24 protein-coding genes are annotated in these 24,439 nt (G+C 71.2%); 20 read left to right on the plus strand and 4 right to left on the minus strand.

Features of this window, described 5'->3' with window-relative positions; translation table 11 throughout:
• The first annotated feature begins 125 nt into the window (after window positions 1-125).
• From JUB13_RS12070 to JUB13_RS31320, 18 genes are all read left to right on the plus strand, one after another.
• Window positions 126-1,355 carry an MFS transporter gene (locus JUB13_RS12070; RefSeq protein ID WP_207479126.1) on the plus strand — a complete coding sequence of 410 codons (1,230 nt, stop codon included), beginning with the start codon at window positions 126-128 and terminating at the stop codon, window positions 1,353-1,355.
• Window positions 1,356-1,837: 482 nt separating this feature from the next.
• Window positions 1,838-3,016 carry an ABC transporter substrate-binding protein gene (locus JUB13_RS12075; RefSeq protein ID WP_236024910.1) on the plus strand — a complete coding sequence of 393 codons (1,179 nt, stop codon included), beginning with the start codon at window positions 1,838-1,840 and terminating at the stop codon, window positions 3,014-3,016.
• A 67-nt stretch (window positions 3,017-3,083) separates the two neighbouring features.
• Window positions 3,084-3,941 carry a branched-chain amino acid ABC transporter permease gene (locus JUB13_RS12080; RefSeq protein ID WP_207479127.1) on the plus strand — a complete coding sequence of 286 codons (858 nt, stop codon included), beginning with the start codon at window positions 3,084-3,086 and terminating at the stop codon, window positions 3,939-3,941.
• Window positions 3,942-3,954: 13 nt separating this feature from the next.
• Entirely contained in the window at window positions 3,955-4,998 is a 1,044-nt protein-coding gene (locus JUB13_RS12085; protein ID WP_207479128.1) for a branched-chain amino acid ABC transporter permease, read from the plus strand.
• Window positions 4,995-5,768, plus strand: coding sequence for an ABC transporter ATP-binding protein (locus JUB13_RS12090; protein ID WP_207479129.1), 774 nt, complete (start codon window positions 4,995-4,997; stop codon window positions 5,766-5,768). Before JUB13_RS12085 ends, JUB13_RS12090 begins: the two co-directional genes overlap by 4 nt.
• Window positions 5,761-6,501: an ABC transporter ATP-binding protein gene (locus tag JUB13_RS12095; protein ID WP_207479130.1), complete on the plus strand. Its 741-nt coding sequence runs from the start codon at window positions 5,761-5,763 to the stop codon at window positions 6,499-6,501. The genes JUB13_RS12090 and JUB13_RS12095 overlap by 8 nt, the downstream gene beginning before the upstream one ends.
• A 26-nt stretch (window positions 6,502-6,527) precedes the next feature.
• Window positions 6,528-7,628, plus strand: a complete 1,101-nt coding sequence (locus JUB13_RS12100; protein WP_207479132.1) for a 5-methyltetrahydropteroyltriglutamate--homocysteine S-methyltransferase — start codon at window positions 6,528-6,530, stop codon at window positions 7,626-7,628.
• 132 nt (window positions 7,629-7,760) lie between these two features.
• A complete protein-coding gene (locus JUB13_RS12105; RefSeq protein ID WP_207479133.1) occupies window positions 7,761-8,507 on the plus strand; it encodes a metallophosphoesterase family protein in 747 nt (248 codons plus the stop codon).
• A 4-nt stretch (window positions 8,508-8,511) separates the two neighbouring features.
• Window positions 8,512-9,975 carry a bifunctional serine/threonine-protein kinase/universal stress protein gene (locus JUB13_RS12110; RefSeq protein WP_207479135.1) on the plus strand — a complete coding sequence of 488 codons (1,464 nt, stop codon included), beginning with the start codon at window positions 8,512-8,514 and terminating at the stop codon, window positions 9,973-9,975.
• Between the two features lie 89 nt (window positions 9,976-10,064).
• Complete coding sequence (locus tag JUB13_RS12115; RefSeq protein ID WP_207479137.1) at window positions 10,065-11,174, plus strand: S-(hydroxymethyl)glutathione dehydrogenase/class III alcohol dehydrogenase; 1,110 nt, start codon at window positions 10,065-10,067, stop codon at window positions 11,172-11,174.
• Window positions 11,174-12,025, plus strand: coding sequence for an S-formylglutathione hydrolase (fghA, locus tag JUB13_RS12120; RefSeq protein ID WP_207479139.1), 852 nt, complete (start codon window positions 11,174-11,176; stop codon window positions 12,023-12,025). Before JUB13_RS12115 ends, fghA begins: the two co-directional genes overlap by 1 nt.
• Before the next feature lie 192 nt (window positions 12,026-12,217).
• A complete protein-coding gene (locus tag JUB13_RS12125) occupies window positions 12,218-13,009 on the plus strand; it encodes a YkgJ family cysteine cluster protein (protein ID WP_207479141.1) in 792 nt (263 codons plus the stop codon).
• 97 nt (window positions 13,010-13,106) lie between these two features.
• Window positions 13,107-14,057, plus strand: coding sequence for a GlxA family transcriptional regulator (locus tag JUB13_RS12130; RefSeq protein WP_207479143.1), 951 nt, complete (start codon window positions 13,107-13,109; stop codon window positions 14,055-14,057).
• A gap of 115 nt (window positions 14,058-14,172) precedes the next feature.
• Window positions 14,173-14,982 carry an alpha/beta fold hydrolase gene (locus tag JUB13_RS12135; RefSeq protein ID WP_207479145.1) on the plus strand — a complete coding sequence of 270 codons (810 nt, stop codon included), beginning with the start codon at window positions 14,173-14,175 and terminating at the stop codon, window positions 14,980-14,982.
• 86 nt (window positions 14,983-15,068) lie between these two features.
• Window positions 15,069-16,304: a multidrug effflux MFS transporter gene (locus tag JUB13_RS12140; protein ID WP_207479147.1), complete on the plus strand. Its 1,236-nt coding sequence runs from the start codon at window positions 15,069-15,071 to the stop codon at window positions 16,302-16,304.
• Window positions 16,294-17,481, plus strand: coding sequence for an acetyl-CoA C-acyltransferase (locus JUB13_RS12145; RefSeq protein ID WP_207479149.1), 1,188 nt, complete (start codon window positions 16,294-16,296; stop codon window positions 17,479-17,481). The genes JUB13_RS12140 and JUB13_RS12145 overlap by 11 nt, the downstream gene beginning before the upstream one ends.
• Window positions 17,478-17,927 (plus strand): SDR family NAD(P)-dependent oxidoreductase, encoded by a 450-nt coding sequence (locus tag JUB13_RS31315; protein ID WP_328702926.1) that lies wholly within the window; start codon window positions 17,478-17,480, stop codon window positions 17,925-17,927. The genes JUB13_RS12145 and JUB13_RS31315 overlap by 4 nt, the downstream gene beginning before the upstream one ends.
• 165 nt (window positions 17,928-18,092) lie before the next feature.
• Window positions 18,093-18,389, plus strand: a complete 297-nt coding sequence (locus JUB13_RS31320) for a hypothetical protein (RefSeq protein WP_236024911.1) — start codon at window positions 18,093-18,095, stop codon at window positions 18,387-18,389.
• Here the strand turns inward: JUB13_RS31320 and JUB13_RS12155 are convergent.
• The 4 genes from JUB13_RS12155 to JUB13_RS12170 form a co-directional block, all read right to left on the minus strand.
• Window positions 18,355-19,353: a M23 family metallopeptidase gene (locus JUB13_RS12155; protein WP_207479151.1), complete on the minus strand. Its 999-nt coding sequence runs from the start codon at window positions 19,351-19,353 to the stop codon at window positions 18,355-18,357. The genes JUB13_RS31320 and JUB13_RS12155 overlap by 35 nt on opposite strands.
• Before the next feature lie 52 nt (window positions 19,354-19,405).
• A complete protein-coding gene (locus JUB13_RS12160; protein WP_207479153.1) occupies window positions 19,406-20,521 on the minus strand; it encodes a sulfotransferase family protein in 1,116 nt (371 codons plus the stop codon).
• Between the two features lie 9 nt (window positions 20,522-20,530).
• Window positions 20,531-21,556, minus strand: a complete 1,026-nt coding sequence (locus tag JUB13_RS12165; RefSeq protein WP_207479155.1) for a transglutaminase family protein — start codon at window positions 21,554-21,556, stop codon at window positions 20,531-20,533.
• A gap of 83 nt (window positions 21,557-21,639) precedes the next feature.
• Window positions 21,640-22,833: a cellulase family glycosylhydrolase gene (locus JUB13_RS12170; RefSeq protein ID WP_207479157.1), complete on the minus strand. Its 1,194-nt coding sequence runs from the start codon at window positions 22,831-22,833 to the stop codon at window positions 21,640-21,642.
• Window positions 22,834-22,968: 135 nt separating this feature from the next.
• Here JUB13_RS12170 and JUB13_RS31325 point away from each other — a divergent pair, with 135 nt between their 5' ends.
• Complete coding sequence (locus JUB13_RS31325) at window positions 22,969-23,367, plus strand: hypothetical protein (RefSeq protein ID WP_236024912.1); 399 nt, start codon at window positions 22,969-22,971, stop codon at window positions 23,365-23,367.
• Between the two features lie 95 nt (window positions 23,368-23,462).
• Entirely contained in the window at window positions 23,463-24,278 is an 816-nt protein-coding gene (locus JUB13_RS31330) for a helix-turn-helix domain-containing protein (protein ID WP_328702927.1), read from the plus strand.
• The last annotated feature ends 161 nt before the right edge of the window (window positions 24,279-24,439 follow it).

Below are 24,439 nucleotides of genomic sequence, written 5' to 3' on the forward strand. Positions count from 1 at the left end.
TAACGCACACAATGCTGATTTCCGAACAGCTTGGTTGGGCGTACTGTGCTTGTCAAGCGGACCGGCCGTCTGTAATCCGCGGGGCTGGCGTCCGCGGAGGGCGTGCATGGTGGTGGAGGCGAAGGGTGTCGGCGGTCTCGGGGACGGATCCTTCCGGTCGGGAGGCCGCGACCGCATGGCGGCGGGTCCTGCTCGTGGTCTTCGCGGGCGTCGCCGCGGCCATGCATGTCGGAAAGGCGCCGCCCGCCCTGGCGGAGATCCGCTCGGATCTCGGGATCGGCCTGGTGGCGGCCGGCTGGGTGGTGTCCCTGACGGCGCTGGTGGGCGCCGTCCTCGGGGCGGGCATCGGCGCCCTGACGGACAGGGTAGGGCCACGGGGCGCCTTCCTGGCGGGGCTGGGGCTGCTGACCTGCGGCAGCCTGGCCGGGGCGGCCGCGCTGGCGCCCTTGCAGCTCTTCGTGTCGCGCGCAGTCGAGGGCTGCGGGCTCATCCTCGTGCTGGTCTCGGCGCCGGGGCTGATCGTGTATGCGACGCAGCCGGCGGACCGGCGCATGGCCTTCGCTCTCTGGGGCGCCTGGATGCCCCTCGGCCTCGGGACCATGATGCTGCTCTCGGTGCCGCTGCTGCACGTCTTCGGCTGGCGGGCGGGATGGCTGGCCGCGGCGGCCCTGACCGCCCTCTCCGGCCTGCTGCTGGCGGTTGCCTTTCCGCGCGGCGCCGGGCGCGCGGGCGCGGCGCGCGGGCGGGTGCTGCCCCGCCTGGCGCTTGCCGCCGGCCGGCGCGGGCCGTGGCTGCTGGCGGTCAGCTTCTTTTTCTACAGCATGTCCTTCATCACGGTGTTCGGCTTCCTGCCGACCTTCCTGATCGAGGGGCAGGGCCTGTCGGCGGCCGAGGCCGTCCCGCTGACCGCGCTGGCCGTCTACGGCAATGCCGCCGGCAATGTCGCCGCGGGCGGGCTCCTGCGCCGGGGCTGGCCGCGCTGGGCGCTGATGGCCCTGGCATGCTGCGCCATGGGCGCGGCTTCCTTCGGCATCTTCGCCGCGTCCATGCCGGGCCTGGTGCGCTATGCGCTGTGCCTGGTCTTCGCGGTGGTCGGCGGGCTGCTGCCGGCGACGGTGCTCGGAGCGGCGGCCGCCTTCGCGCCGCGGCCGGATCTCGTCGGAACCGTGAACGGCATGATCGTGCAGGGCATCAACTGCGGCCAGCTCGTGGGGCCGCCGGCCCTGGCCCTGATCGTCAGCACGGCCGGCGGCTGGTCGTCGGCCCCGCTGCTCCTGGCCGGCGCGGCACTCGCCGGGCTGGCGGCCGCGTTCGGGATCCGGCGGGTCGAGCGCCGCGCCGCCGCGCTGCGATAGGGGGCGGCATGCGCGTCGTTCCGGGCGGATCGCTTGATATGCCGATCGTCGGGCCTATGATGCACGAGGATGCAGCGCCGCCCCCGGCCGAAGCGGGGCAGCGGTATAACCGGCCGCTCATATATTCGGATAGCGAAGCAATAGGACACTTCGCACGAGCAATTGTACGTTTTCATAACGATGCGGGGGCGCCTCGCCGCCGAAGCCGCATCGAACGTCGGTCCCGAATGGCCGCACCAGGGAGGCGTGACTTGTCCGATCGGCCCAGCGTCCTCCTGGGAGAGGGGCAGCCGGACCGCCGTCCGCCGCGACCGCGGCCGGCACCGTGCGCCCATGCCGCGCCGAACGGTGCCCCGCACCTCGCCGACTTTCGCCCCGTCCGGCGCCCCAGGTACCCGGTGCCGCTGCACCGGGCGCCTGACCACGCCCCGTGCGGGCCGTGAAGAAGACCACCAATGCAGCCAATGCAGAGAACAGGAGGAATGATGCTCAGGAGACAGTTTCTGGCGGCGGCGGCCGTTGCGGCCGCCCTCGCCGGCGGGCTTCCCGCCCAGGCCCAGCAGGTCGCCAAGGTCGGTCTGGTCCTGCCCATGACGGGCCCCTTCGCCTCCACCGGGCGGCAGATCGAGGCTGCGGCGCGGCTCTACATCGCGCAGCACGGCGATACCGTCGCCGGCCGCAAGATCGAGCTGCTGGTGCGCGACGACACCGGGACCCCCGACGTCACCCGGCGCCTGACGCAGGAGCTGGTCGTGAACGAGAAGGTGTCGTTCCTGGGCGGTTTCGGCCTGACGCCGCTCGCCTACGCCGCCGCGCCCATCGCGACGCAGGGCAAGGTGCCGGCCATCGTGATGGCGGCCGCGACCTCGGCCATCACCGAGCAGTCGCCCTTCTTCGTGCGGACGAGCTTCACCCTGCCGCAGGCCACCGTCGTCATGGCGGACTGGGCCGCAAAGAACGGCGTGAAGAAGATGATGTCCCTGGTGTCGGACTACGGCCCGGGCATCGATGCCGAGAAGTCGTTCAAGGACCGCTTCACCGCCGCGGGCGGCGAGTCCGTGGGCGAGCTTCGCGTGCCCCTGCGCAACCCCGATTTCGCGCCCTTCCTGCAGCGCGTGGTGGACGCCAAGCCCGACGCGCTCTTCGTCTTCGTGCCCTCTGGCGTCGGGGCCCAGTTCATGAAGCAGTTCGTCGAGCGCGGCCTCGACAAGTCGGGTGTCAAGCTGCTGGCCACGGGCGACGTGACCGACGACGACATCCTGAACGACATGGGCGATGCGGCGCTGGGCGTCATCACCTCGCACCACTATGCCGCCGCGCACCAGTCGCCGGAGAACAAGGCCTTCGTCGACGCCTTCCGCAAGGCCAGCAACGCCCGGCCGAACTTCATGGCCGTGGGCGGCTGGGACGGCATGCACGTGATCTACGAGGCACTGAAGAAGACCGGCGGCTCGACCGACGGCACCGCGCTCTTGGACGCCATGAAGGGCATGAGCTGGACCAGTCCGCGCGGGCCAGTCCAGATCGATGCCGCGACGCGGGAGATGGTCCAGAACATCTATATCCGCAAGGTCGAGAAGGTCGAGGACGAGCTCCACAACGTCGAGTTCGCGACCTTCGAAGCCGTCAAGGACCCGACCAAGGCGGCGAAGGGCGGCTGAGGCCCGTCGGCGGCCGGCGCCTTGCCGCGCCGGCCGCCGGCCCGCTCCATCCCCAGCGGAGATTCCGGTGCTCACCATCCTCTTCGACGGCGTCGCCTACGGCATGCTGCTGTTCATCCTGGCCTGCGGCCTCGCCGTGACGCTCGGCCTGATGAACTTCGTGAACCTGGCCCACGGTGCCTTCGCCATGGCGGGGGGCTACGTGACTGTGGTCCTGATGCAGCGTTTCGGCGTGCCCTTCCTGGCCTGCCTGCCGCTGGCCTTCGTCGCCACGGCGCTGCTCGGCGCGCTGGCCGAACGAACGCTCTACGCGCGGCTCTATTCACGCAGCCACCTCGACCAGGTGTTGTTCTCGATCGGCATCGTCTTCATGTCGATCGCCGCTGTCGACTTCCTGATGGGATCCCAGCAGCAGATCGTGCAGATCCCCGCCTTCCTGCGCGGCCGGGTCGAGATCCTGGGGGTTGGCGTCGGCGTCTACCGCCTGCTGATCATCGGGCTGTGCGGGGTCCTGACGCTGCTGCTGCAATGGGCGCTGGCCTCGACGCGCTTCGGCAGCCAGCTCCGGGCGGCGGTGGACGACGCGCGGGCGGCCCGCGGCCTCGGGATCGAGGTCGGCCGGATCTTCGTTGTCACCTTCGCCGTCGGCTCGGGCCTCGCCGGCCTGGGCGGCGCCCTCTCGGCGGAGATCGTCGGGCTGGACCCGACCTTCCCGCTGAAGTTCATGCTGTACTTCCTGATCGTCGTGACCGTGGGCGGCACCTCGGGGCTGACGGGACCGCTGCTCGCCGCCCTGCTGCTCGGGGTGACCGACGTCGCGGGCAAGTACCTCGTGCCCGGCCTCGGCGCCTTCATCATCTACTTCGTCATGATCGCCATCCTGATGCTGAGGCCTCAGGGCCTCTTCGCCCGCGGCTCGGCCTGAGAGGAGCAAGTCCGTGTCGGACGCATCCACCCTGAACGGCGCCGCCGCCCCCAGCGGGACCCCCAGCGGGACGCCCGCCTCCACGGCGCCCCGGGACTTCCTGATCGGCAAGTCCCGCTGGAAGCCGGCCGAGTTCGCATTCTGGGCCGTCGCCGTCGGCGCGCTCTTCGCGCTCCCCGACCGCCATCTGCTGCTGAACGAGATCGCGATCCTCGGCCTTTTCACCCTGTCGCTCGACCTGATCCTCGGCTTCGCCGGGATCGTGTCGCTGGGCCACGCGGCCTTCCTGGGCATCGGCGCCTATGCCGCCGGCCTGCTGACCAAGCACGGCGTGTCCGAGCCGCTGACGGGGCTGCTGGCTGCCGGCGCGCTGGCCGGGGCCGTGGGCTTCCTGTCGAGCTTCCTAATCCTGCGCGGCACCGACCTGACGCGGCTGATGGTCACGCTCGGCGTCGCGCTGATCTTCCACGAGCTCGCCAACCGGCTCGACTGGATCACCGGCGGTGCCGACGGCCTGCTGGGCGTCGCGCCGGGGCCGATCGCCGGGCTGTTCGAGTTCGACATCTTCGGCACCACCGCCTACGCCTACAGTCTGGCGGTGCTGTTCGTGCTGTTCCTGCTGGCGCGCCGGATCGTGCATTCGCCGTTCGGCCTGTCCCTGCGCGCGCTCAAGGACAACCGGTTGCGGGCGGGATCCCTCGGCATCGCGTCCGCGCGCCGCATCGTCGCCGTCTACACGCTGGCCGCCGTCTATGCCGGCATCGCCGGCGCCCTCCTGACGCAGACGACCCAGTTCGTCTCGCTGGAGATCCTGGACTTCGCCCGCTCGGCGGACGCGCTGCTGGTCCTCGTGATCGGCGGGACCGGCTATCTCTACGGGGGGCTGGTCGGGGCCGTCGCCTTCACGCTGCTGAAGGACGGGCTCTCGGCGATCACGCCGGCCTACTGGCTGTTCTGGATGGGCCTCTTCCTGGTGGTCCTCGTCCTGGTCGGGCGCGACCGGATGGTCGAGCGGGTGCGCGGCCTTCTGGCCCGCGCCGTGGGGAGGCGCGCATGACCGTGGCATCCGAGTCCTCGATCGCGCTGGAGACGCGCGGCCTGACCAAGGATTTCGGCGGGTTCCGCGCGAATTCCGATGTCTCGATCGCAGTCCGGCGCGGCAGCCGCCATGCCCTGATCGGCCCCAACGGCGCCGGAAAGACGACCTTCGTGAACCTGCTGACCGGCGTGCTGTCGGCGACGGCGGGCTCTGTGCTGCTGGGCGGCGAGGACGTCACCCGGGCCTCGCCGCAGGCCCGGGTGCGCAAGGGCATGGCGCGGACCTTCCAGATCAACCAGCTTTTCGCGGACCTGACGCCGCTGGAGACCGTCGCGCTGGCGGTTTCGGAGCGCCTGGGCACGGGCGCGCAGTGGTGGCGGCGCTTGGGCACGCGCAGCGAGGTCGTGGACGAGGCGGCCGAGCTGCTGACGCGCATGCGCCTGGGCGACGTGATGACGCGCCGGACCGCGCAGCTTCCCTACGGCAAGCAGCGCCTGCTGGAGATGGCGGCGGCGCTCGCCTGCAGGCCGCAGGTGCTGCTGCTGGACGAGCCGGCGGCGGGCGTGCCCGAGGACGAGCGGCACGAGATCCTCGACATGGTCGAGGCGCTGCCGGCCGAGGTGACGGTGGTCCTGATCGAGCACGACATGGAGCTGGTCTTCTCCTTCGCCGACCGGATCTCCGTGCTGGTCCAGGGCGCCCTGTTCACCGAGGGGACGGTCGACGAGATCGCGCGGGACCCGCGCGTGCGCACGGTCTATCTGGGGGAGGAGGTCGTCCATGCCTGAGATCCTGTCGGTCGAGGGCCTGGTCGCCGGCTACGGCGAGGCCGTGGTGCTGAATGGGCTGGACCTCGCGCTGGAGGAGGGCCGCTCGCTTGCCCTGCTGGGCCGCAACGGTGTCGGGAAGACGACGCTGATCGACACCCTCGTGGGGCTGACGACGCGCGTCGCTGGAACGATCCGCTTCGCCGGGCGCGACGTGACCCGGCTCCGGGCCGAGCAACGGGCCGCCGCGGGCATCGGCTGGGTCCCGCAGGAGCGGAACACCTTCCGCTCCCTGACCGTCGAGGAGAACCTGACCTCGGTGGCCCGGCCGGGGCCCTGGGGGCTCGCGCGGGTCTACGAGATGTTCCCGCGCCTTGCCGAGCGGCGGCGCAACCTCGGAAACCAGCTTTCCGGGGGCGAGCAGCAGATGCTGGCGGTCGGGCGCGCCCTCATGCTCAACCCCAGGCTTCTGCTGCTGGACGAGCCGCTGGAGGGGCTGGCGCCCATCATCGTGGACGAGCTGCTGGCGGCGATTCGCCGGCTGATCCGGGACGAGGGGCTGTCGGTGATCCTGGTGGAGCAGAAGGCGCGCAAGATCCTGCCGGTGACCGACATGGCCGTAATCCTGGACCGCGGCGCCGTGGTGCATTACTCCACGTCCCAGGACCTGCTGGCGGACGAGGCGGCGCTTGCCCTGCATCTCGGCGTCGGCGAGCGCCCGGCCCGACCCGCCCGGCGCCGGGTCGTTTCCTGAAGCATCAGTATCTCGGGAGGATTTCCATGCATCGCTCCACGCCCCCGTTCCGCGCCGACATGGTCGGCAGCCTGCTGCGGACGGCGCCGCTCAAGGAGGCGCGCGAGAAGCGCGAGAAGGGCGAGCTCGCGGCCGATGGGCTGCGCGCCGTCGAGGACCAGGAGATCCGGAAGATCATCGCCCGGCAGGAGACGATCGGCCTCGAGGCGGTGACCGACGGCGAGTTCCGCCGGGCCTTCTGGCACTACGACTTCCTCGAGCACCTGGACGGCGTCGAGGGCTTCTGGATGGAGCAGGGCGTCCAGTTCAAGGGCGTCCAGCTCAAGCCCAAGGGCCTGCGGGTGAACGGCCGTCTCGGCTTCTCCTCGCACCCCATGATCGAGCACTTCCGCTTCGTGAAGGAGAACACCTCGCGGGTGGCGAAGATGACGATCCCGTCTCCGTCCATGCTGCATTACCGCGCGGGGCGGCAGATGATCGACCAGGCGGTCTATCCCGAGATGGAGCCGTTCTACGCGGATCTCGGCGCCGCCTACAACAAGGCGGTCGGCGCCTTCGCGGAGGCGGGCTGCCGCTACCTGCAGCTCGACGATGTCAGCTTCGCCTATCTCTGCGATCCCGAGCAGCGCCGGATGCTGGCCGAGCGCGGCGACGATCCCGCGAAGCAGCCCGAGATCTATGCCGGCATGATCAACCGGGCGGTGCGCGGGCGGCCCGCCGACATGCGGATCACCATGCATCTGTGCCGCGGCAACTTCCGCTCGACCTTCATCGCGTCGGGCGGCTACGAGCCGGTCGCCGAGATCCTGTTCAACGGGATCGACGTGGACGGCTACTTCATGGAATGGGACACCGACCGCGCCGGCGGGTTCGAGCCGCTGCGCTTCCTGCCCAAGGGCAAGACCGTGGTGCTCGGCCTGGTGACCTCCAAGACCGGCACGCTCGAGAAGAAGGACGACATCAAGCGCAGGATCGACGAGGCCGCGAAGTTCGCGCCGCTCGACCAGCTCTGCCTGTCGCCGCAATGCGGCTTCGCCTCGACCGAGGAGGGCAACACGCTCGCCGAGGACGAGCAGTGGCGCAAGCTCGAGATGATCGTCGAGATCGCGCGCGAAGTCTGGGGCTGAGTGCCACCCAAGGGGCCGCGCCGGGCGACGCGGCCCCTTCCAAGATCGTGATCCCAGCGGTGTGCAGGCCGCTGACCGGCGGAGCTCCGGCGTGGCACAATGGGGCTCAACGGATTGTGTCCCAGACCCGCCATGCGCATCGCTCTGCTTGCCGACATCCACGCCAATCGTGAAGCCCTGGAGGCCTGCCTGGCGGATGCCCGTGCCCAGGCGGTGACCGGCTTCGCCGTCCTCGGCGATCTCGTCGGCTACGGCGCCGACCCCGGCTGGGTCGTGGACGCCGTCGCCGAGCTGGCCGCAGCGGGCGCGCCTGTCGTTCAGGGGAACCATGACGAGGCCGCCGCCGCCCAGGAGCCGGACCCGCGGATGCGGCCCGAGGCCGCCAAGGCGATCCGCTGGACGCGGGAGCGGCTGGGGCCCGCGCGCCGCGCCTTCCTCGCAGGCTTGCCGGCGACCGTCGTGCTGGGCGAGGCGCTGCTCGTCCATGCCAATGCCTGGGAGCCCGGGCGCTGGGGCTACGTCACGGGCCCCATCGATGCCCGCCGCAGCATCGAGGCGAACCCGCTCCCCTATGCCTTCTGCGGGCACGTCCATATCCCGGCCCTGTACGACCGCCGGGCGGACGGCGTCGTCTCGACCTACCGGCCGGTGGCGGGGTCGGGCATCCCGCTGCCGCGTCAGCGCCGATGGCTGGCGGTGCTCGGGGCGGTGGGCCAGCCGCGCGACGGCGATCCCGCGGCGTCCTATGCGATCTTCGACGCCCAGGCGCGGGTCCTGACCTACCGTCGCGTGCCCTATGACGTGGACAGTGCGGCCCGGAAGGTGCTGGAAGCCGGGCTGCCGGCGAGCCTGGCGCGCCGCCTGATCGAGGGGAGGTGATCCGATGGCGAGGAGACGGCCGGCCAAGGGGCAGGTGATCGGCGGCTTCACGCTGCTGGAGCGCATCCACGACGGCGAGATGTCAACGGTCTGGATGGTCCGGCGCGAGGGCGCGGAGGGGCACGGGGAGGAGGACTTCCCCATGGCCATGAAGATCCCGCGCCTCGGATACGGCGACGACCCGGTCTCGATCGTGGGCTTCGAGGTCGAGCAGATGATCCTGCCCAGGCTCACGGGGCCGCACGTGCCGCGCTATGTGGCGGGGGCGGACTTCTCGGAGCAGGCCTTCATCGTGACGGAGTTCGTGCAGGGCGAGCCGCTGGGCGCGCTGGCCGAGGGGGCGCCCCTGCCCGCGGAGCAGGTCGCCGACATCGGGGCCAGGGTCGCGACGGCGCTGCACGACCTGCACCGCCAGCACGTGATCCACCTGGACGTGAAGCCCGCCAACGTGATCTTCCGACCCGGGGGCGCCGCGGTGCTGATCGACTATGGCCTGTCGCGGCACGACCAGCTTCCGGACTTCCTCGCCGAGGAGTTCCGGATCCCCATGGGCACCGGCGCCTACATGGCTCCCGAGCAGGTGCTGGGCTCGCGCGACGACCCGCGCAGCGACATCTTCGCCCTGGGCGCCGTGCTGTACCGCCTGGCGACGGGGCGCTTTCCGTTCGGCACGCCAGCCTCGGTCGGCGGGCTGCGCCGGCGCCTCTATCGCGACCCGGTGCCCCCGCGCGCCATCGTGCCGCGCTGCCCCGCCTGGCTGCAGGAGGTGATCCTGCGCTGCCTGGAGGTCGATCCGGATGCGCGCTACGACACGGCGGCGCAACTGGCCCTGATGCTGCGGAACCCCGGCCAGGTGGTGCTGACGGACCGTGCCGAGCGTTCCGGGCGGGACGGTCGCGTCGCCGTGCTGCGGCGCTGGTTCCGCGCCATCGGGGCCGATGCTCCGGCCAGGCGGACGGCGGCGGCCCAGCTCTCTGCGGCACCCTTCGTTGCGGTGGCGGTCGATGTCGGCAATGCCGCCGGGGCGCTGCTGGAAGCCCAGCGCAGGAGCGTTCTCGGCCTCGTCCGCGCCACGCCCGGCGCGCGTCTCGCGTGCCTTGCCGTGCTGAAGACGGCCCGCTTCGGCATGGACATGAATGTCGACGCCGAGGGCAACAACCTCCACGTCAAGGTGCTGCTCGCGCTAAGGCAGTGGGCGCAGCCCATGGGGCTGCCGCAGGACAGCGTCACCTTCCACGTGCTGGAGGCGCCGGACCCCGCCGCGGCGATCGTCGACTACGCCGCCGCGAACCACGTCGATCACCTGATCGTCGGAGCCCGCGGCCATTCGGCGGTGCGCCGCTATCTCGGCAGCGTCTCGTCCCAGGTGGTGGCGCAGGCGCCGTGCACGGTCACGGTGGTGCGCGCGGCGGAGGCGCCGGCAGTGCCGGTTCCCGCCGGGGGCGATGGAGGTATGTCGGTTCCCTAGGCGATCCCGGGGGTGCGACGGGGCGCCGCGGTCGGCTAGAGTGCGCGCCCGATCTGAAAAGACCAATCAAGAAGGGAGAAGGACGGAAAATGGATGTGCGTGCCGCAGTCGCCTGGGAGGCCGGCAAGCCCCTCAGCATCGAGACGGTCCAGCTCGAGGGACCGCGCGAGGGCGAGGTGCTGGTCGAGGTGAAGGCCACCGGCCTCTGCCACACCGACAAGTACACGCTCTCGGGCGCCGACCCGGAGGGGCTTTTCCCCGCGATCCTGGGCCATGAGGGCGCGGGCGTCGTCGTCGACGTCGGCCCCGGCGTCAGGAGCCTGCGCAAGGGCGACCACGTGATCCCGCTCTACACGCCGGAATGCCGCGAGTGCGAATACTGCCTGAGCCAGAAGACCAACCTGTGCCAGGCGATCCGCGCCACCCAGGGCCAGGGCCTGATGCCCGACGGGACCAGCCGCTTCTCGCTGGGCGGCAAGCCGATCCACCACTACATGGGCACCTCGACCTTCGCGAACTACACGGTCCTGCCCGAGATCGCGCTCGCGAAGATCCGCGAGGACGCTCCCTTCGACAAGGTCTGCTACATCGGCTGCGGCGTCACCACCGGCATCGGCGCCGTGATCTACACCGCGCGGGTCGAGGCCGGCTCCAAGGTCGTCGTCTTCGGCCTGGGCGGCATCGGCCTGAACGTGATCCAGGGCGCCCGGATGGTCGGGGCCGACATGATCGTCGGCGTCGACATCAACCCGGCCCGCGAGGCGATGGCCCGCAAGTTCGGGATGACGCATTTCGTCAATCCCAAGGAGGTCGAGGGCGACCTCGTCCCCTATCTCGTCAGCCTGACCAAGGGCGGCGCCGACTACAGCTTCGAATGCGTGGGCAACCCGACGCTGATGCGCCAGGCGCTGGAATGCTGCCACAAGGGCTGGGGCGTCTCGACCATCATCGGCGTGGCCGCCGCCGGTCAGGAGATCTCCACCCGGCCGTTCCAGCTCGTCACCGGGCGGGTGTGGCAGGGCTCGGCCTTCGGTGGGGCGAGGGGCCGCACCGACGTCCCCAAGATCGTCGACTGGTACATGGAAGGCCGGATCAACATCGACGACATGATCACGCACACCATGCCGCTGGATCGCATCAACGACGGCTTCGATCTGATGACGCGCGGGGAATCCATCCGCAGCGTGGTGATCTACTGATGGCGGCCGCGTTCCAGACCCGGTCCGAGCATCGCTGCCACGGCGGCAGGATGGGCTTCTACAGCCACGCCTCGGCCGAGACGGGGACGGAGATGCGCTTCTCCGTCTTCGTTCCCCCGCAGGCCGAGCGCGGTCCCGTGCCGGCGGTCTACTTCCTCGCCGGGCTGACCTGCACCGAGGAGACCTTCATGATCAAGGCGGGCGCCCAGCGCCTCGCCGCCGAGCATGGGCTGGTTCTCGTCGCCCCGGACACCAGCCCGCGCGGACTCGGCCTTCCCGGCGAGGACGACGACTGGGACTTCGGGACCGGCGCCGGCTTCTACCTGAACGCGGCGGCCGAGCCCTGGGCGCCGCACTACCGCATGTTCGCCTATGTGAACGAGGAACTGCCGACCCTGATCGAAGCCGGCTTCCCCGTCCAGGCCGGGCGGCGCGGCATCATGGGCCATTCCATGGGCGGCCACGGCGCCCTGGTTATCTCGCTGCGCGAGCCCGCGCGCTGGGCCTCGGTCTCGGCCTTCGCGCCGATCTCGAACCCTGTCGCGGTGCCCTGGGGCGAGAAGGCCTTCGGCAACTATCTGGGGCCGGACCGCGCGGCCTGGGCGGAGTGGGACGCGAGCGCGCTGATGCGCCGGCAGCCGCGCCAGGACGCGATCCTGGTGGACCAGGGGACGGAGGACCAGTTCCTGACCGTCCAGCTCCGGCCCGAGGCGCTGGAGGAGGCGGCGGCGAGCTCGGGTCAGAAGCTGACGCTGCGCCGGCAGCAGGGCTACGACCACTCCTACTGGTTCATCCAGACCTTCATGGCGGACCACATGGCCTGGCACGCCCGGGCCCTGCTCGGGGCCTGACGCCCCAGCGTCCCGCGGCCGTCCGGACGGCCGCGGGACGTGTCCCCTGCCTGAGGGCTGGGCCCTGACGGGAAGGGGGCTGCGTCCGGCGACGGGCCGGAACGAAGGAAGCCGTCGCGATGGTGGCAGCAATGGCTGTGGACGGTCCGCGCGGCGATGCGCTACTTGGACCGGCCGCCACGAGGAACCGCCATGCCGACCAGGACCGACCGACGGGCGATGGAGCGCGAGGACGAGCGCATCCTGCGGCGCGGCATGCCGCTGCGCGAGGACCTGGCGGCCGCGCAGGCGCAGACGCGCCGGCTCCTCAGGATCCTGCGCGATGCGGCGAACCCGCGGCGGGCCGGCGACGCCGCTGCCGAGCTCCATGCCGGCTACGAGCTCTCCTACCGGCACAACCGGCCGACGGGCCTCGACTGCCGCAGGGGCTGCGCGCATTGCTGCCGAATCTTCGTCTCGGTGACGGCGCCCGAGCTGTTCCTGATCGCGCGTTCGCTGACGGGGGCGCGGCGCGAGGCCATCCTGGGCCGTCTGGCTGCCGCGGACGAGCGCGTGCACGGCCTGGACGCCGCCGCGCGGCGGAGCGCCGGGGTCACCTGTCCCATGCTGGAGGACGGTGCCTGCTCGATCTACACGGTCCGGCCGACGGCCTGCCGGAGCCTCCTGTCCTTCGACGTGAATGCCTGCATCAGCGCCTTCGTCGAAGGGCAGGAGGGCGGGCGCGCCATGGCGCCCGTCGGCCCGATGCTGCGCAGCGGCTACATGGCGGCGCTCTGCGCGGCGCTCGACCTGGCCGGCCTGCCCGATGCCTCCTACGAGCTCGTCTCCGGCCTGCGCCGGGTGCTCGAGACTCCGGATGCCGAGGCGCGCTGGCTCGCGGGCGAGCCGGTGCTGGAGGGGCTTCCGCAGGATCGTGGCCGGAACGAGCAGTTCAGGGCCGCGGTCGCCTACATCGCCCGTTCCGTGGCGCAGGCATGGGGCTAAGGGATCAGGGGCCGCAGCTCAGGGGTGCCGCCCGCCACCTGCCGGCGCACGGTCAGGCGGCGGCCGAGACTACAGCGAGGATCCGGACGGGGGGCCCATGCGGAAGATCGCGTTCATTCTGGTAGACCATTTCCAGGTCATGGGCCTCGCCCCTGTGTCCACCTTCGAGTTTGCGAACCACGAGCTGGGGCGGGAAGCCTATCGGCTGAGCATGATGTCCGAGAAGGGAGGAACGGTCCGTTCCTCCTCGGGCGTCAGCGTCGAAACCGAGGCGCTGGGCGACTTCCCGGACACGTTGATGGTGGTGGGCGAACTGCTTCCGAGGCCCGTGTCTCCGGCTCTGCGCGACTACATCGCGCAGGCGGCGAAGCAGTGCCGCCGCGTGGCGGGCGTGTGTACCGGCGCCTTCGCCCTGGCCGAGGCGGGTCTGCTGGACGGTCGGTCGGCGACGACGCACTGGGCCCATGCCCGCCGGCTGCAGGAGCGGTTCCCGAAGGTCGCCGTCGACGACGACCGTATCTACATCGCCGATGGCGGCGTCTGGACCTCGGCGGGCATGACCTCGGCCATCGACCTCGCGCTCGCGCTCATCGAGGACGACCATGGCGCCGATGTGTCCCGCGGCATCGCGCGCAAGCTTGTCGTCTATCACCGCCGCCCGGGTGGCCAGTCCCAGTTCTCGGCGCTGCTCGAGCTGGAGCCGAGTTCGGACCGGGTGCGCCGGGCCCTCGTCTACGCCAAGGAGCATCTGCGCAATCCGCTGAGCGTCGAGGAGCTGGCCGCTTCGGTCGGCCTCTCGCCCCGCCAGTTCAGCCGCGTATTCCGGGAGGAGACCGGCCAGTCGCCGGCCAAGGCGGTGGAGCGGCTGCGGCTGGAAGCGGCGAAGACGATGCTGGAGGAGGGGCGGCATTCCATGGACGTCGTCGCCCGCGATACCGGCTTCGCCGATCGCAACCGGATGCGTCGCGCCTTCCTGCGCGCCTACGGACAGCCGCCGCAGAGCCTTCGCCGCAGCCTTCGGCTGATCGAGGGCACGATGGCATCGTGATGCCGCCTGCGATGTCCCGAAATGACATCTATACGTCATTTAAGACATGGCGGGCGGCATCTATTCTCCTTCCACCACGCGACGCCCCACGGGGCATTCGGGAAGGAGAACGAGGATGCCCCGCATCAACTGGGTGGAGACACGGGAGGGCCGGCTGGCCTGGCGGGAGGACGGACCCAGGGGCGGCGTACCGCTGCTCCTGCTGCAGCGTTTCCGCGGGACCATGAATGACTGGGACCCGGCCCTCATCGCCGCGCTGTCGCAGAATCGCAACCTCATCCGCTTCGACAGTACCGGCATCGGCCGGTCCGAAGGTTCGGTGCCCGAGACGATCGCCGGCATTGCCGCAGTGGCCGCCGAAGTCATCGATGGCTTGGGCCATCGGCAGGTCGACGTGCTGGGATGGTCGCTGGGGGGCATCGTCGGACAGCAGCTTGCGCTGGACTTCCCGCATCTTGTGCGCCGGCTGATCGTGGCGGGATCCAGCCCCGGCCCGGATACCGGCGGCCCACAGCAGCACCCCCGGGTGCAGCAGGTGATGACCAAGCCGGAAACCGACGAGAAAGACTTCCTTTTCCTCTTCTACCCGGAAACGGAAGCGGCGCTCGCATCGGGTCGTGCGTCGCGGGCCCGCATAACCGCCCAGCCCGACCGTGGTCCGAACGTGACGGCCGCCGCCTTCATGGCGCAGATGAAGGCGATCTCGTCGTGGGGCGGCGTCCTGCACCGCGCCGGCGAACTGCGGCTGCCGATCCTGGTCGCCAACGGCGCGCATGATGTGATGCTGCCGGCCTATCGCTCCTATGTCCTGTCCCAGCGGGCGCCGAACGCGAAGCTGGTGCTCTATCCCGGCGCCGGACACGCCTTCCTGTTCCAGGAGATCGAGGATTTCGCCCTCGACGTCGACCGCTTCCTGACGCGATGAGCGCAGGGCGCGCGAGGCGCCCTCGCGCCCGTCCCGCGGCGGTTGCTGGCGCGGGCCTGCACCATCCGAGACCTAGGAGACCTTCGATGTCCGTCCCTGCAAAGGCCGGCACCCTGTCGGCCACGGAAGCACGCCGCCTGACCGGCGGCACTCTCTCCCTGCTGGCAGGGCTGGCGGCGATCGGGACGCTGTCCACCAACATCATCCTGCCCTCGTTCCCCTCGATGGCGGCGGAGCTCGGCGTGGAGCCCCGCCGTCTCGGCATCACGCTCTCGGCCTTCTTCCTGGCCTTCGCCGCCGGGCAACTGGTCGTGGGGCCGCTTTCCGACCGATTCGGCCGCAAACGGCTCGTGATCGGCGGGCTGATGGTGTTCATCGCCGGGACGCTGCTCTGCGGGATGTCGGCAAGCCTCGGGTTCCTCGTCGCCGGTCGGGTCGTCCAGGCGCTCGGCGTCAGTGCCGCGTCGGTCCTGTCGCGCGCCATCGCGCGCGACCTGTTCGAAGGCGAGGCGCTGGCCCGCGCGCTTTCCCTGACGATGATCGCCATGGCGGCCGCCCCAGGCTTCTCGCCACTGCTGGGCAGCGGGCTCGACTACGCCTTCGGCTGGCGTTCCGCTTTCGCCTTCGTCGGCCTCGGCGGCGTGCTTCTCGCGACCTGCTTCCTGTTCGGGATGGGCGAGACGCACCATCAGGACCGCAGGGCGGCGCACAGGGTCGCCACGGTCGCGCGGGCATATGCCAGCCTTGCCGCCGAGGGACGCTTCGTGCTGCCGGCACTGGCAGTCGGCCTCATCGTCGGCGGGCTGAGCACCTTCTTCGGCGCGACCCCCGCGATCCTGATCGGGGTCATGGGGCTGAGCCCGCTGCAGCTCGGGCTGTTCTTCGCGGCCACGGTGTTTGTCGTCTTCGGCGCGGGCTTCCTGGCCCCGCGGCTCGCGCATCGCTGGGGAGCCGCGCAGGTCGCGATGGCCGGTGCCGCGCTGGCGCTGGCGGGCGGGGTGATCCTCATCCTGGTCAGCGAGGCGCCGGGGCTCGCGTCCATCTCCGTCGCGATCGTGATCTTCCTGCTGGGCATGGGGCTTGTGAACCCGCTGGGCACGGCGCTGGCGCTCCAGCCATTCGCGTCGAGGGCCGGTCTCGCCTCCGCGCTGCTCGGCTTCCTGCAGATGGTCTGCTCGGCGCTCGGCACCGCGCTGGCGGCCAGCCTTCCGCTCGGCCCGGTCGCCGCGCTGGGCTGCCTGCTCGCAGTGGCGGCCACGCTGGCATTCGCATCGCTCCTGGGCCTCGCGGCCCGATCGCAGAGGACGTCCAATGACCCATGATCCCGTCGTCATCTCGGCCGCTGTCCGCACGCCGCTCGGCCGGTTTCTGGGCAGCCTGTCGTCGGTCCCGGCGCCGCAACTCGGCTCCCATGTCATCCGCGCGGCGCTCGCGCGTTCGGGGCTGGGCCCGGCCAAGGTGGACGAGGTCCTGATGGGCTGCGTCCTGCCCGCCGGGCAGGGGCAGGCGCCCGCACGGCAGGCCGCACGCGGGAGCGGGCTGCCCGATGCCGTCGGCGCCACGACGATCAACAAGGTCTGCGGCTCCGGCATGAAGGCCGCAATGATCGCGCATGATCTCCTGCTTGCGCGTTCCGCGGACATCGTCGTCGCCGGCGGGATGGAGTCGATGTCCGGCGCGCCCTACCTGCTGGCGCAGGCGCGCGCAGGCTATCGCGCGGGGCACGGTCAGGTCATCGACCACATGATGCTCGACGGGCTGGAGGACGCCTACGAGCGCGGACGGCCGATGGGTGATTTCGGCGAGGCCGCGGCCGCGCGGTACGGCTTCTCGCGCGTCGACCAGGATGCCTATGCGGTCGAGACGCTGATGCGCGCCCGAGCGGCCGTGCAATCCGGCGCCTTCGCGGCCGAGATCGAGCCCTTCGTCGTCGAGAGCAGGCAGGGCGCCCTGAGGGTCGACAGCGACGAAATCCCCCTGAAGGTCTCGCCCGAGAAGATCCCGCTGCTGAAGCCCGCATTCCGGGCGGACGGCACGATCACCGCCGCCAGCGCCTCTGCCAATGCCGACGGGGCGGCTGCGCTGCTCCTCACCCGGCGTTCAGTCGCCGAGCGCGAGGGACTGCCGGTCCTCGCGGTGGTCCGGGCCCATGCCACGCACAGCCAGGAGCCTGCCTGGTACACCACCGCGCCCATTCCGGCGATCCGCAAGCTCCTCGACCGGGCAGGCTGGTCGGCCAGCAACGTCGATCTCTTCGAGATCAACGAGGCCTTCGCCGTCGTCGCAATGGCCGCGGCGGCCGAGATCGGCATCGAGCGCGGCCGGCTGAACGTCAATGGCGGCGCCTGCGCGCTGGGCCATCCGATCGGCGCGACCGGGGCCAGGCTGATCGTCACGCTGCTCCATGCCCTGCAGGCGCGTGGCCTGACCCGCGGCGTCGCTGCGCTCTGCATCGGCGGCGGCGAGGCGACAGCCATCGCCATCGAGCGGCCGGCGTGAAGCGGGCACCTGTGGCGGGCGCCCTGGTCAAGGAGGAGACCTTGTCCGTGATCGAAGGAATTCAGGGGCTGCCGCTGGTGACCGGCGCCTCCACGGGCATCGGGGCGATCTATGCCGACCGGCTGGCCCGCCGCGGATACGATCTGCTGCTTGTCGCCCGCGACGGGGCGAGGCTTGCTGCATTGGCCGGGAAACTGGAGAGGGAGACGGGCAGGTCCGCCGAGATCCTGCGGGCGGACCTGACCCATGGCGCGGAGGTCGCCGAGCTCGCGCACAGGATCGAGGCGGACGAGTCCCTTGCGCTGCTCGTGAACAACGCCGGCATGGGGCTGCCGGGCGGGCTTGCAAGCGCCGATGCGGATGATGTCGCGCGCCTCGTCGCCCTCAATGTCGTCACGCCGACCCTCCTGGCGCGCGCTGCGGTGAGATCGCTGACCAGGCGCTGACGGGGCGGGATCGTCAACCTGTCCTCGGCCGCGGCCTTGGGGCCCGAGATGTTCGAGGCGACCTACAGCGCAAGGCGTTCATGCTGAATCTGTCCCTGAGCCTCGCGCGCCGGCTCCAGGACACCGGCGTCCGGATCCAGGCGGTCCTGCGCGGCTCTGCCGGGCGTGACGCGCACGGAGATCTGGGAGCGCGCAGGAAAGGACATCGGATCGTCCCCGCCGGACTGGGTCATGGAGCCGGAGGATCTCGTCGACGCGGCGCTGGCCGGTTTCGATGCCGGCGAGACTGTGACGATCCCGTCCCTCGCCGACGAGAGCGCGCGGAAAGCGCTGCAGGCCGCGCGGATCGCGATGGCGTCCAGCCTGTCGCGGCGCGATGTGGCCCCGCGCTACCTCGTTCCGGCCGCTTCCCTCCGGGCTGGAGACGTCAGTCTGGCCGCTGCAGGCAGCGCGACTCCTTGAAGACGGTCCGGCCGTCCCGCCGCAGCTCCACCGCGCCGCGGTAGCAGCCGGCTCTCCAGCCGCCCGCCGGGCGCTGCGTCTCGGTGGCCAGGAACATCGAAGCCAGGTTGCGGTCGAGCTTCGCCTCGGCGCTGGTGAGCGTCCGCCCGTCCGGCGCGGTGACGCCGATCGCGACCGTGTCACCGCGCCGCCCGCCGAAGGCGTCGACCCAGAACCTGATCGCGGCGGGATCGCCGGACAGCACGTCGAGGCGCTGCTCGCCCCGCCGCACGCGCTCGGCCTCCGGCGGCTCCGCCGAGAAGCCCGCGATCAGCACGCCACTGGCCTGGTAGGCGAGCGCCGCCTGCGCGGCCTCGGTCCACAGCGGCCGGCGCTGGCCGCCGCATGCGCGGGGGGCGCCCGGTCCGACGAAGGGGTCCACGTGGCGGCCGTCCTTGCGGACCTCGAAATCCACATGCGGGAACTCGGTCCTGCCCGAGAGGCCGACGAGGCCGAGGGGCTGCCCGGCCTCGACCCTGTCGCCGGGCGCGACGCGGACGCTTCCCTTGCGCAGGTGGCTGTACTGCGTCTCCCAGCCGTCGCCGTGGTCGATCACCACCGCGTTGCCGGCGTCGCGCCCGCCGAGCGCCGGGATGCCGATGGTGCGGACGTTGACGTCGTCCATGCCGTCGCGCACGCGGGCGACCTTGCCCGCCGCCGCGGCCAGTACCTCCATGCCCCGCGCCATGGCGACGAGGTCGCGGAGCCGGAAGTCTGTCCCGTTGTGCCCCTCGTAGGAGAGCGGGCCGCAGGTGTAGTCCTGCGCCCCGGGCCCGGGATCCTCGTCCATGTAGTTCTGCAGGAAGCACTCGCTTCCGACCGCGCAGGCGATCGGGACCTCGAAGCGTGGCTCGGCCCGCGCCGCGCCGCCCGCGATCAGGGCCAGGACCAGCAGGACGGTGCGGAGGAGCAGCGATGGTGCCATGCGTCGACAGGCTATCGCCCGCGGCCGGGGCGATCCAGTCCTCGGTCGCGCCTCAGCCGGCGGGATAGGCCCAGCGCTCGAAGGCGAAGCCCCAACGGCGGGCGAGGCGCGCCCGCATGCCGGCATCGAGGGCGTTCCGCGCGATCCTGTGGCCGCGGACCGCGGCGAGGTGCCGCTCGATCCCGGGCCGCGCCGCCTCCATACCGTCCAGGCGGAGGGCATCATGGATGCGCCCGACGACGCCCAGCGGGTCGGAGCGGAGATCCTCGTAGCGCACCTCCACGAAGCGGTCGGAGGGCAGGCTGCGCGTCGCGCGGTCCAGGCGCCGCATCATGGCGGGGTAGAGGTCGAGCACCAGCTCGTCCACCGCCGCAGGGTCGTATGGCTGCAGGGCGAACTCGCGCAACAGCGTCAGCAGCATCCGCCGGGTGGAGGCGAAGACCTCGAAGGGGCAACGGTGGATGTGCACGAAGGCCGCGTCGGGCCAGATCGCGCGAAGCTCCTCCACCTGAGCCGTATGGACGGGGTTCTTGAGCAGAAGGCGCCGCTCCCCCTGCTGGCGCTGCAGCTTCTCGACGAACAGCGCCATCCGCTGGCGTCGCAGCGCGGCCTCCTCCGGCGTGCAGCCCTCCAGCAGGACGCCCTTGGCGAACGCCTCGTGCAGGCGCCTGGGAAAGAAGATGCCGTGGTAGTAGGAGAGCGGCTGCATCAGCGCGAGGGCCAGCTCGTCCTCCTGGGGCGAGTCCGGCGTGACGGGCATGGCATCGATGATGCGGTCGGGCGGAAGCCACTCCTCGATCCTGCGGCGCCAGAATCCTCCCATCCCCAGGAAGCCCCAGGGCAGCCCGACCGCGAGCGGTCCGGCGAAGCCGAGCTGCGGGTTCTGGGCGAGCAGGTTGAAGAGATGCGTCGTCCCGCTGCGCCAGTGGCCGAGGACGAACAGCGGCGGCGGCGCCGGCCTCGCCACGCGTCTCCGGGCGAAGCGCCGCCGCTCGACGAGGTCGGGCACCGACCGGATCGCGGCAGCGCCTAGCGCAAGACCGGCCCGGTGAAAGTGCCGCGGCGAGACGCCGCCGCCGTGGCGCAGAACGGCCGCCAGCGTCCCGAAGTTGGCCCCCGCAAGCGGATGAAAGACGCGGTGCGCGTTGCGGCGGAGCCAGGGCGTCATGCACGTCACTCAGGCCGCGGGCGCTTCGGCCGGCGGCTGATCGGCCGCAGTCCGGTCCGCGGCCGGCGGGACCGGGGCGGCCTGCCCGCAGGAGGGCACGACAGGAGGCCCAGCGGGAGATCCAGCGGGCTCTCCGGCGTTCCGGCGCGCGGTCACCTCGACCGAGACCGTCATGCCGAGATAGTCCGACGGCGCGCCGAACCAGGTCCCGGCAAGCGGGATGGCTTGGGACGGATCGCGCGTTACCGCGACGCGGATCAGGTGCTGGCTGCCGACGATGCCGTTGGTGGGGTCGAACTCGACCCAGCCGGCGCCCGGCAGATAGACCTGGACCCAGGCATGCGTCGCGCCCGCGCCCACCGTGTCGGCGGCCGCGCCGTCGACCGCTGGATCGTAGAGGTACCCGCTGACGAACCGCGCGGCGAAGCCAAGGCTGCGCACCGCCTCCATCATCAGCAGTGCGAAGTCCCGGCACGTCCCCGATCCGAGCTGCAGCGTCTCGACCGGCGTCTGCGTTCCCTCGGCCTCGCGGGCGACATAGGTGAAGCCATCCTTGATGCCGAGTGTCATGCGCGCGAGGAGCTGCGCCGTATCGATCAGGCCGCCCTCGGAGGTCCCGTCCGGGACGACGAACTGCTTGGCCCAGGCATCGACCCTGTGGTCGGGGTCGGGATAGTGCCGCTCCAGCGTCCGGGCAAGGTCCGGGACCTCCTCGGCCGAGTAGCTGAAGGGGTAGGTGCGGGCGTAGGGCTCGATGGGGAAATCGGGCCGCTCGGGCGGGAACAGCTCGATCTCGACCGTGCTGACGATCTCCAGCCTCGTTGTCTCCACGTCGAAGCAGACGATTGCGACCGAGTTGCCGAAGACGTCGTGGAGCCACCGGATGGCGGTGGCAGGCGGCGTGATGGTGAGGCCCGTTCCGATCAGGCGCAGGTCATGGCTGTCGTGGGGCCGGAACATCAGCCGGTGGTCGCCCAGCCGCACCGGCTTCGCGTAGCTGTAGGTGGTGGCGTGGCGCACTGAAAGTCGCGTCATGACGATCCCCGCATCGGCCCGCATCGGTCCAGGGCGGCGTTCGGGCCGGGGCGGCCCAATAACGCCTCGTGCTGCGCCATTGTTCATGGCCTCGCCGGTGACGTGGACGGCCGGTCCCGTCCGGTGCCGGGACCCGTCAGGCTGCGCAGGATCTCCGCTTCCGCCTCACGGTACGGCCGTCCGTCCGGACGCAGCACGTCGTGGAACCAGAGCGGCGGATCGCCGGTGCCATAGGGCCTCTGCCAGGAATCCCAAGGCAGGTAGGTCTGCGTCCGTCCGGCGACGAACCCCCAGTTCATGACGCCGACCCGCTCGCGCCGCGCGATCGGCAGGATGGTCTCGAACGTGCTTCCCGTCGGACGCGCCATGTATTCCGTGCAGATCAGCGGGCGGCCAAGCCGGCGGAGCTGCCGGATGCGCTCCTCGAACTCCGCCGCAGGGCCGTAGTTGTGGAAGGTCACAACGTCCGAGCGGTCGAGCTGGATGCGCCGGACCGGAGTGAGAAGCTCGTCCCTGGACCAGTCTCCCACCCAGACCCCGCTCGTCAGCGGCTGGGCCGGAGCGGCCCGCCGGGCCCAGTCGAAGGCGAGGGGAAGCAGGCGGAGGACATGCTCCACCTTGTCCGGCGGCTCGGACGGTCCGTAGCTGCTGTCGTTGGTGTTGTCGGGCTCGTTCCAGACATCCCAGCCCAGCACGCGCGGATCCTCGCGGAACGCTCCGACGATCCCCGTGACATAGGTCTCGAGGCGCGGGACCTGGCCGGGATCGGCCAGCGCCGCCGCCCCAGGGCCCTGGACCCAGGCGGAGTTGTGCACGCCCGGCCTCGGCGGGCGCTGCGGGCCCGGCCGCGGGAAAGGGTCCCAGCAGGAATCGAACAGCACGAACAGCGTGCGGATGCCGTGCCGGGCCGCGATGGCGAGATAGGTATCGACCCGGCCACGGAATCCGTCGGGATCCTGCCAGAGCAGGTCGTGCAGGAACACGCGCATCGTGTTCATGCCCAGGGAGGCGGCCCAGCCCAGCTCGGTATCGATTCGCGCGGGATCGAAGGTTCCGGCCTGCCACATCTCCAGCGCGTTGGCGGCGCTGGCCGGCACGTAGTTGGCGCCGACCAGCCAGGGCTGCGCGGCGGCCCATTCCAGCGCCGCGGCTTCGGTCCAGCCGGCGCCCGGGCCGGCAGCCCAGGCAGGCGTGAACGGCGCCCGGCCAGCAGACGCCATCGCGAGGCCGCCAAGGCCCGCGACGCGCAGAAAGCCGCGCCGGTCCAGCCCCCTCATGGACCGATTCTCCAATGGGGATGCCGATGGGGCTGCGGCGCCGGCATGACCTCGCACGTAATTGTTCCCATGGCGTCGCCGGCGTCCAATCCCCCTCGTCAGACACGTCCAACAACCCACGAGAGGGAAGACGTCATGTCCATCGTCATTTCTCCCCTGCTGCGCAAGGCCCTGATCGCCGACGCCTTCCTCAGCGGCGTGGCGGCGCTCCTACTGGTCGCGGGCGGCGCCGTACTAGGTCCCGTCATGGCGCTGCCGGCCGGGCTGCTGGCGGGGGCAGGGCTGCTGCTCGTCCCCTATGCGGGCGCGCTCGTGCTGGCTGCCCGGCGGGACGTGCTTCCGCGGGCGCTGGTGCTCGGGGTGGTGATGCTGAACGCCGTGTGGGTCGTCGCCAGCCTTCTGCTCCTTGTGGCGGGCCCGGTCGCGCCGAACGCGCTCGGCATCGCCTTCGTCCTGCTCCAGGCGCTGGCGGTCGCGGTCTTCGCCGAGATGCAGGCCATCGGCCTTCGCCGCTCGGCGCCGGCCGTCGCCTGATCGCCGTCGGCCGTTCCGCCCGCTGGCCGGCCCGCGCGGGCGGAACGGGTCCGGTGCTAGGATCCGCCGACCACGCATTCCCAGGGAGTACATCAGTGTCAGAAGCCCCGTCGGAAGCCCAGGCTGCACTCGGCGATCTCCTGCGCAGCTGGCGCCAGCGCCGCGGACTCAGCCAGCTCGACCTCGCCTGCGAGGCGGAGGTGTCGACCCGCCACATCAGCTTCATGGAGACCGGCCGGTCGGTTCCCAGCCGGCCCATGCTGATGCGCCTCGCCGAGCGTCTCGAGGTGCCGCTGCGCGAGCGGAACCGGCTCCTGGTCGCGGCCGGCTACGCGCCGGTCTACCGCGAGCGGCGTCTCGACGATCCTGCGCTCCAGGCGGCGCGCAAGGCAGTCGACCTCGTGCTGGCAGGCCACGAGCCGTATCCAGCCCTGGCGGTCGACCGCCACTGGACCCTCGTGACCGCCAACCGCGCGGTCGCGCCGTTGCTGGCCGGCACCGCGGCCGAGCTACTGGCGCCGCCGGTCAACGTACTGCGCCTGAGCCTGCATCCCGCCGGGCTGGCGCCGCGCATCCGGAACCTCCGGCAGTGGCGCGATCACGTGCTGGCGCGCCTGTCCCGTCAGGTCGACGTCAGCGCCGATCCGGTGCTGTCGGCGCTGCACGACGAGCTCGCGACCTATCCCGTGCCGGTCTCCAGGGTCCCACCCGTCCGGTCCGCGGAAGATCCCTCGGCCGAGGTCGTGGTGCCGCTGCGGCTGCAGACTGAGGCGGGGCTGCTCAGCCTGTTCAGCACCACGACCGTCTTCGGAACCGCGGTCGACATCACGCTTTCCGAGCTCGCCATCGAGGCCTTCTTCCCGGCCGATCCCGAGACCGCCGCGATCCTCCGCCGCCTGATGGAGTCGTGAGCGACCGGCGAAATGGTGGTGGCCGGCCGCGCGAATAGGCACATGCCCAGGATTCGCGCTATATGACGCGGCTGCCGCTCCGGTTTCCGCCGGCCGCTCCCTCGGCCCGGGCCATGGCGGCGCTTTTGCATGGGCAGACCGCCGCCTTCCAGAGCCGCAGA

The sequence above is a fragment of the Arenibaculum pallidiluteum genome (assembly GCF_017355985.1).
In the GTDB taxonomy this organism is placed as follows: domain Bacteria; phylum Pseudomonadota; class Alphaproteobacteria; order Azospirillales; family Azospirillaceae; genus Arenibaculum; species Arenibaculum pallidiluteum.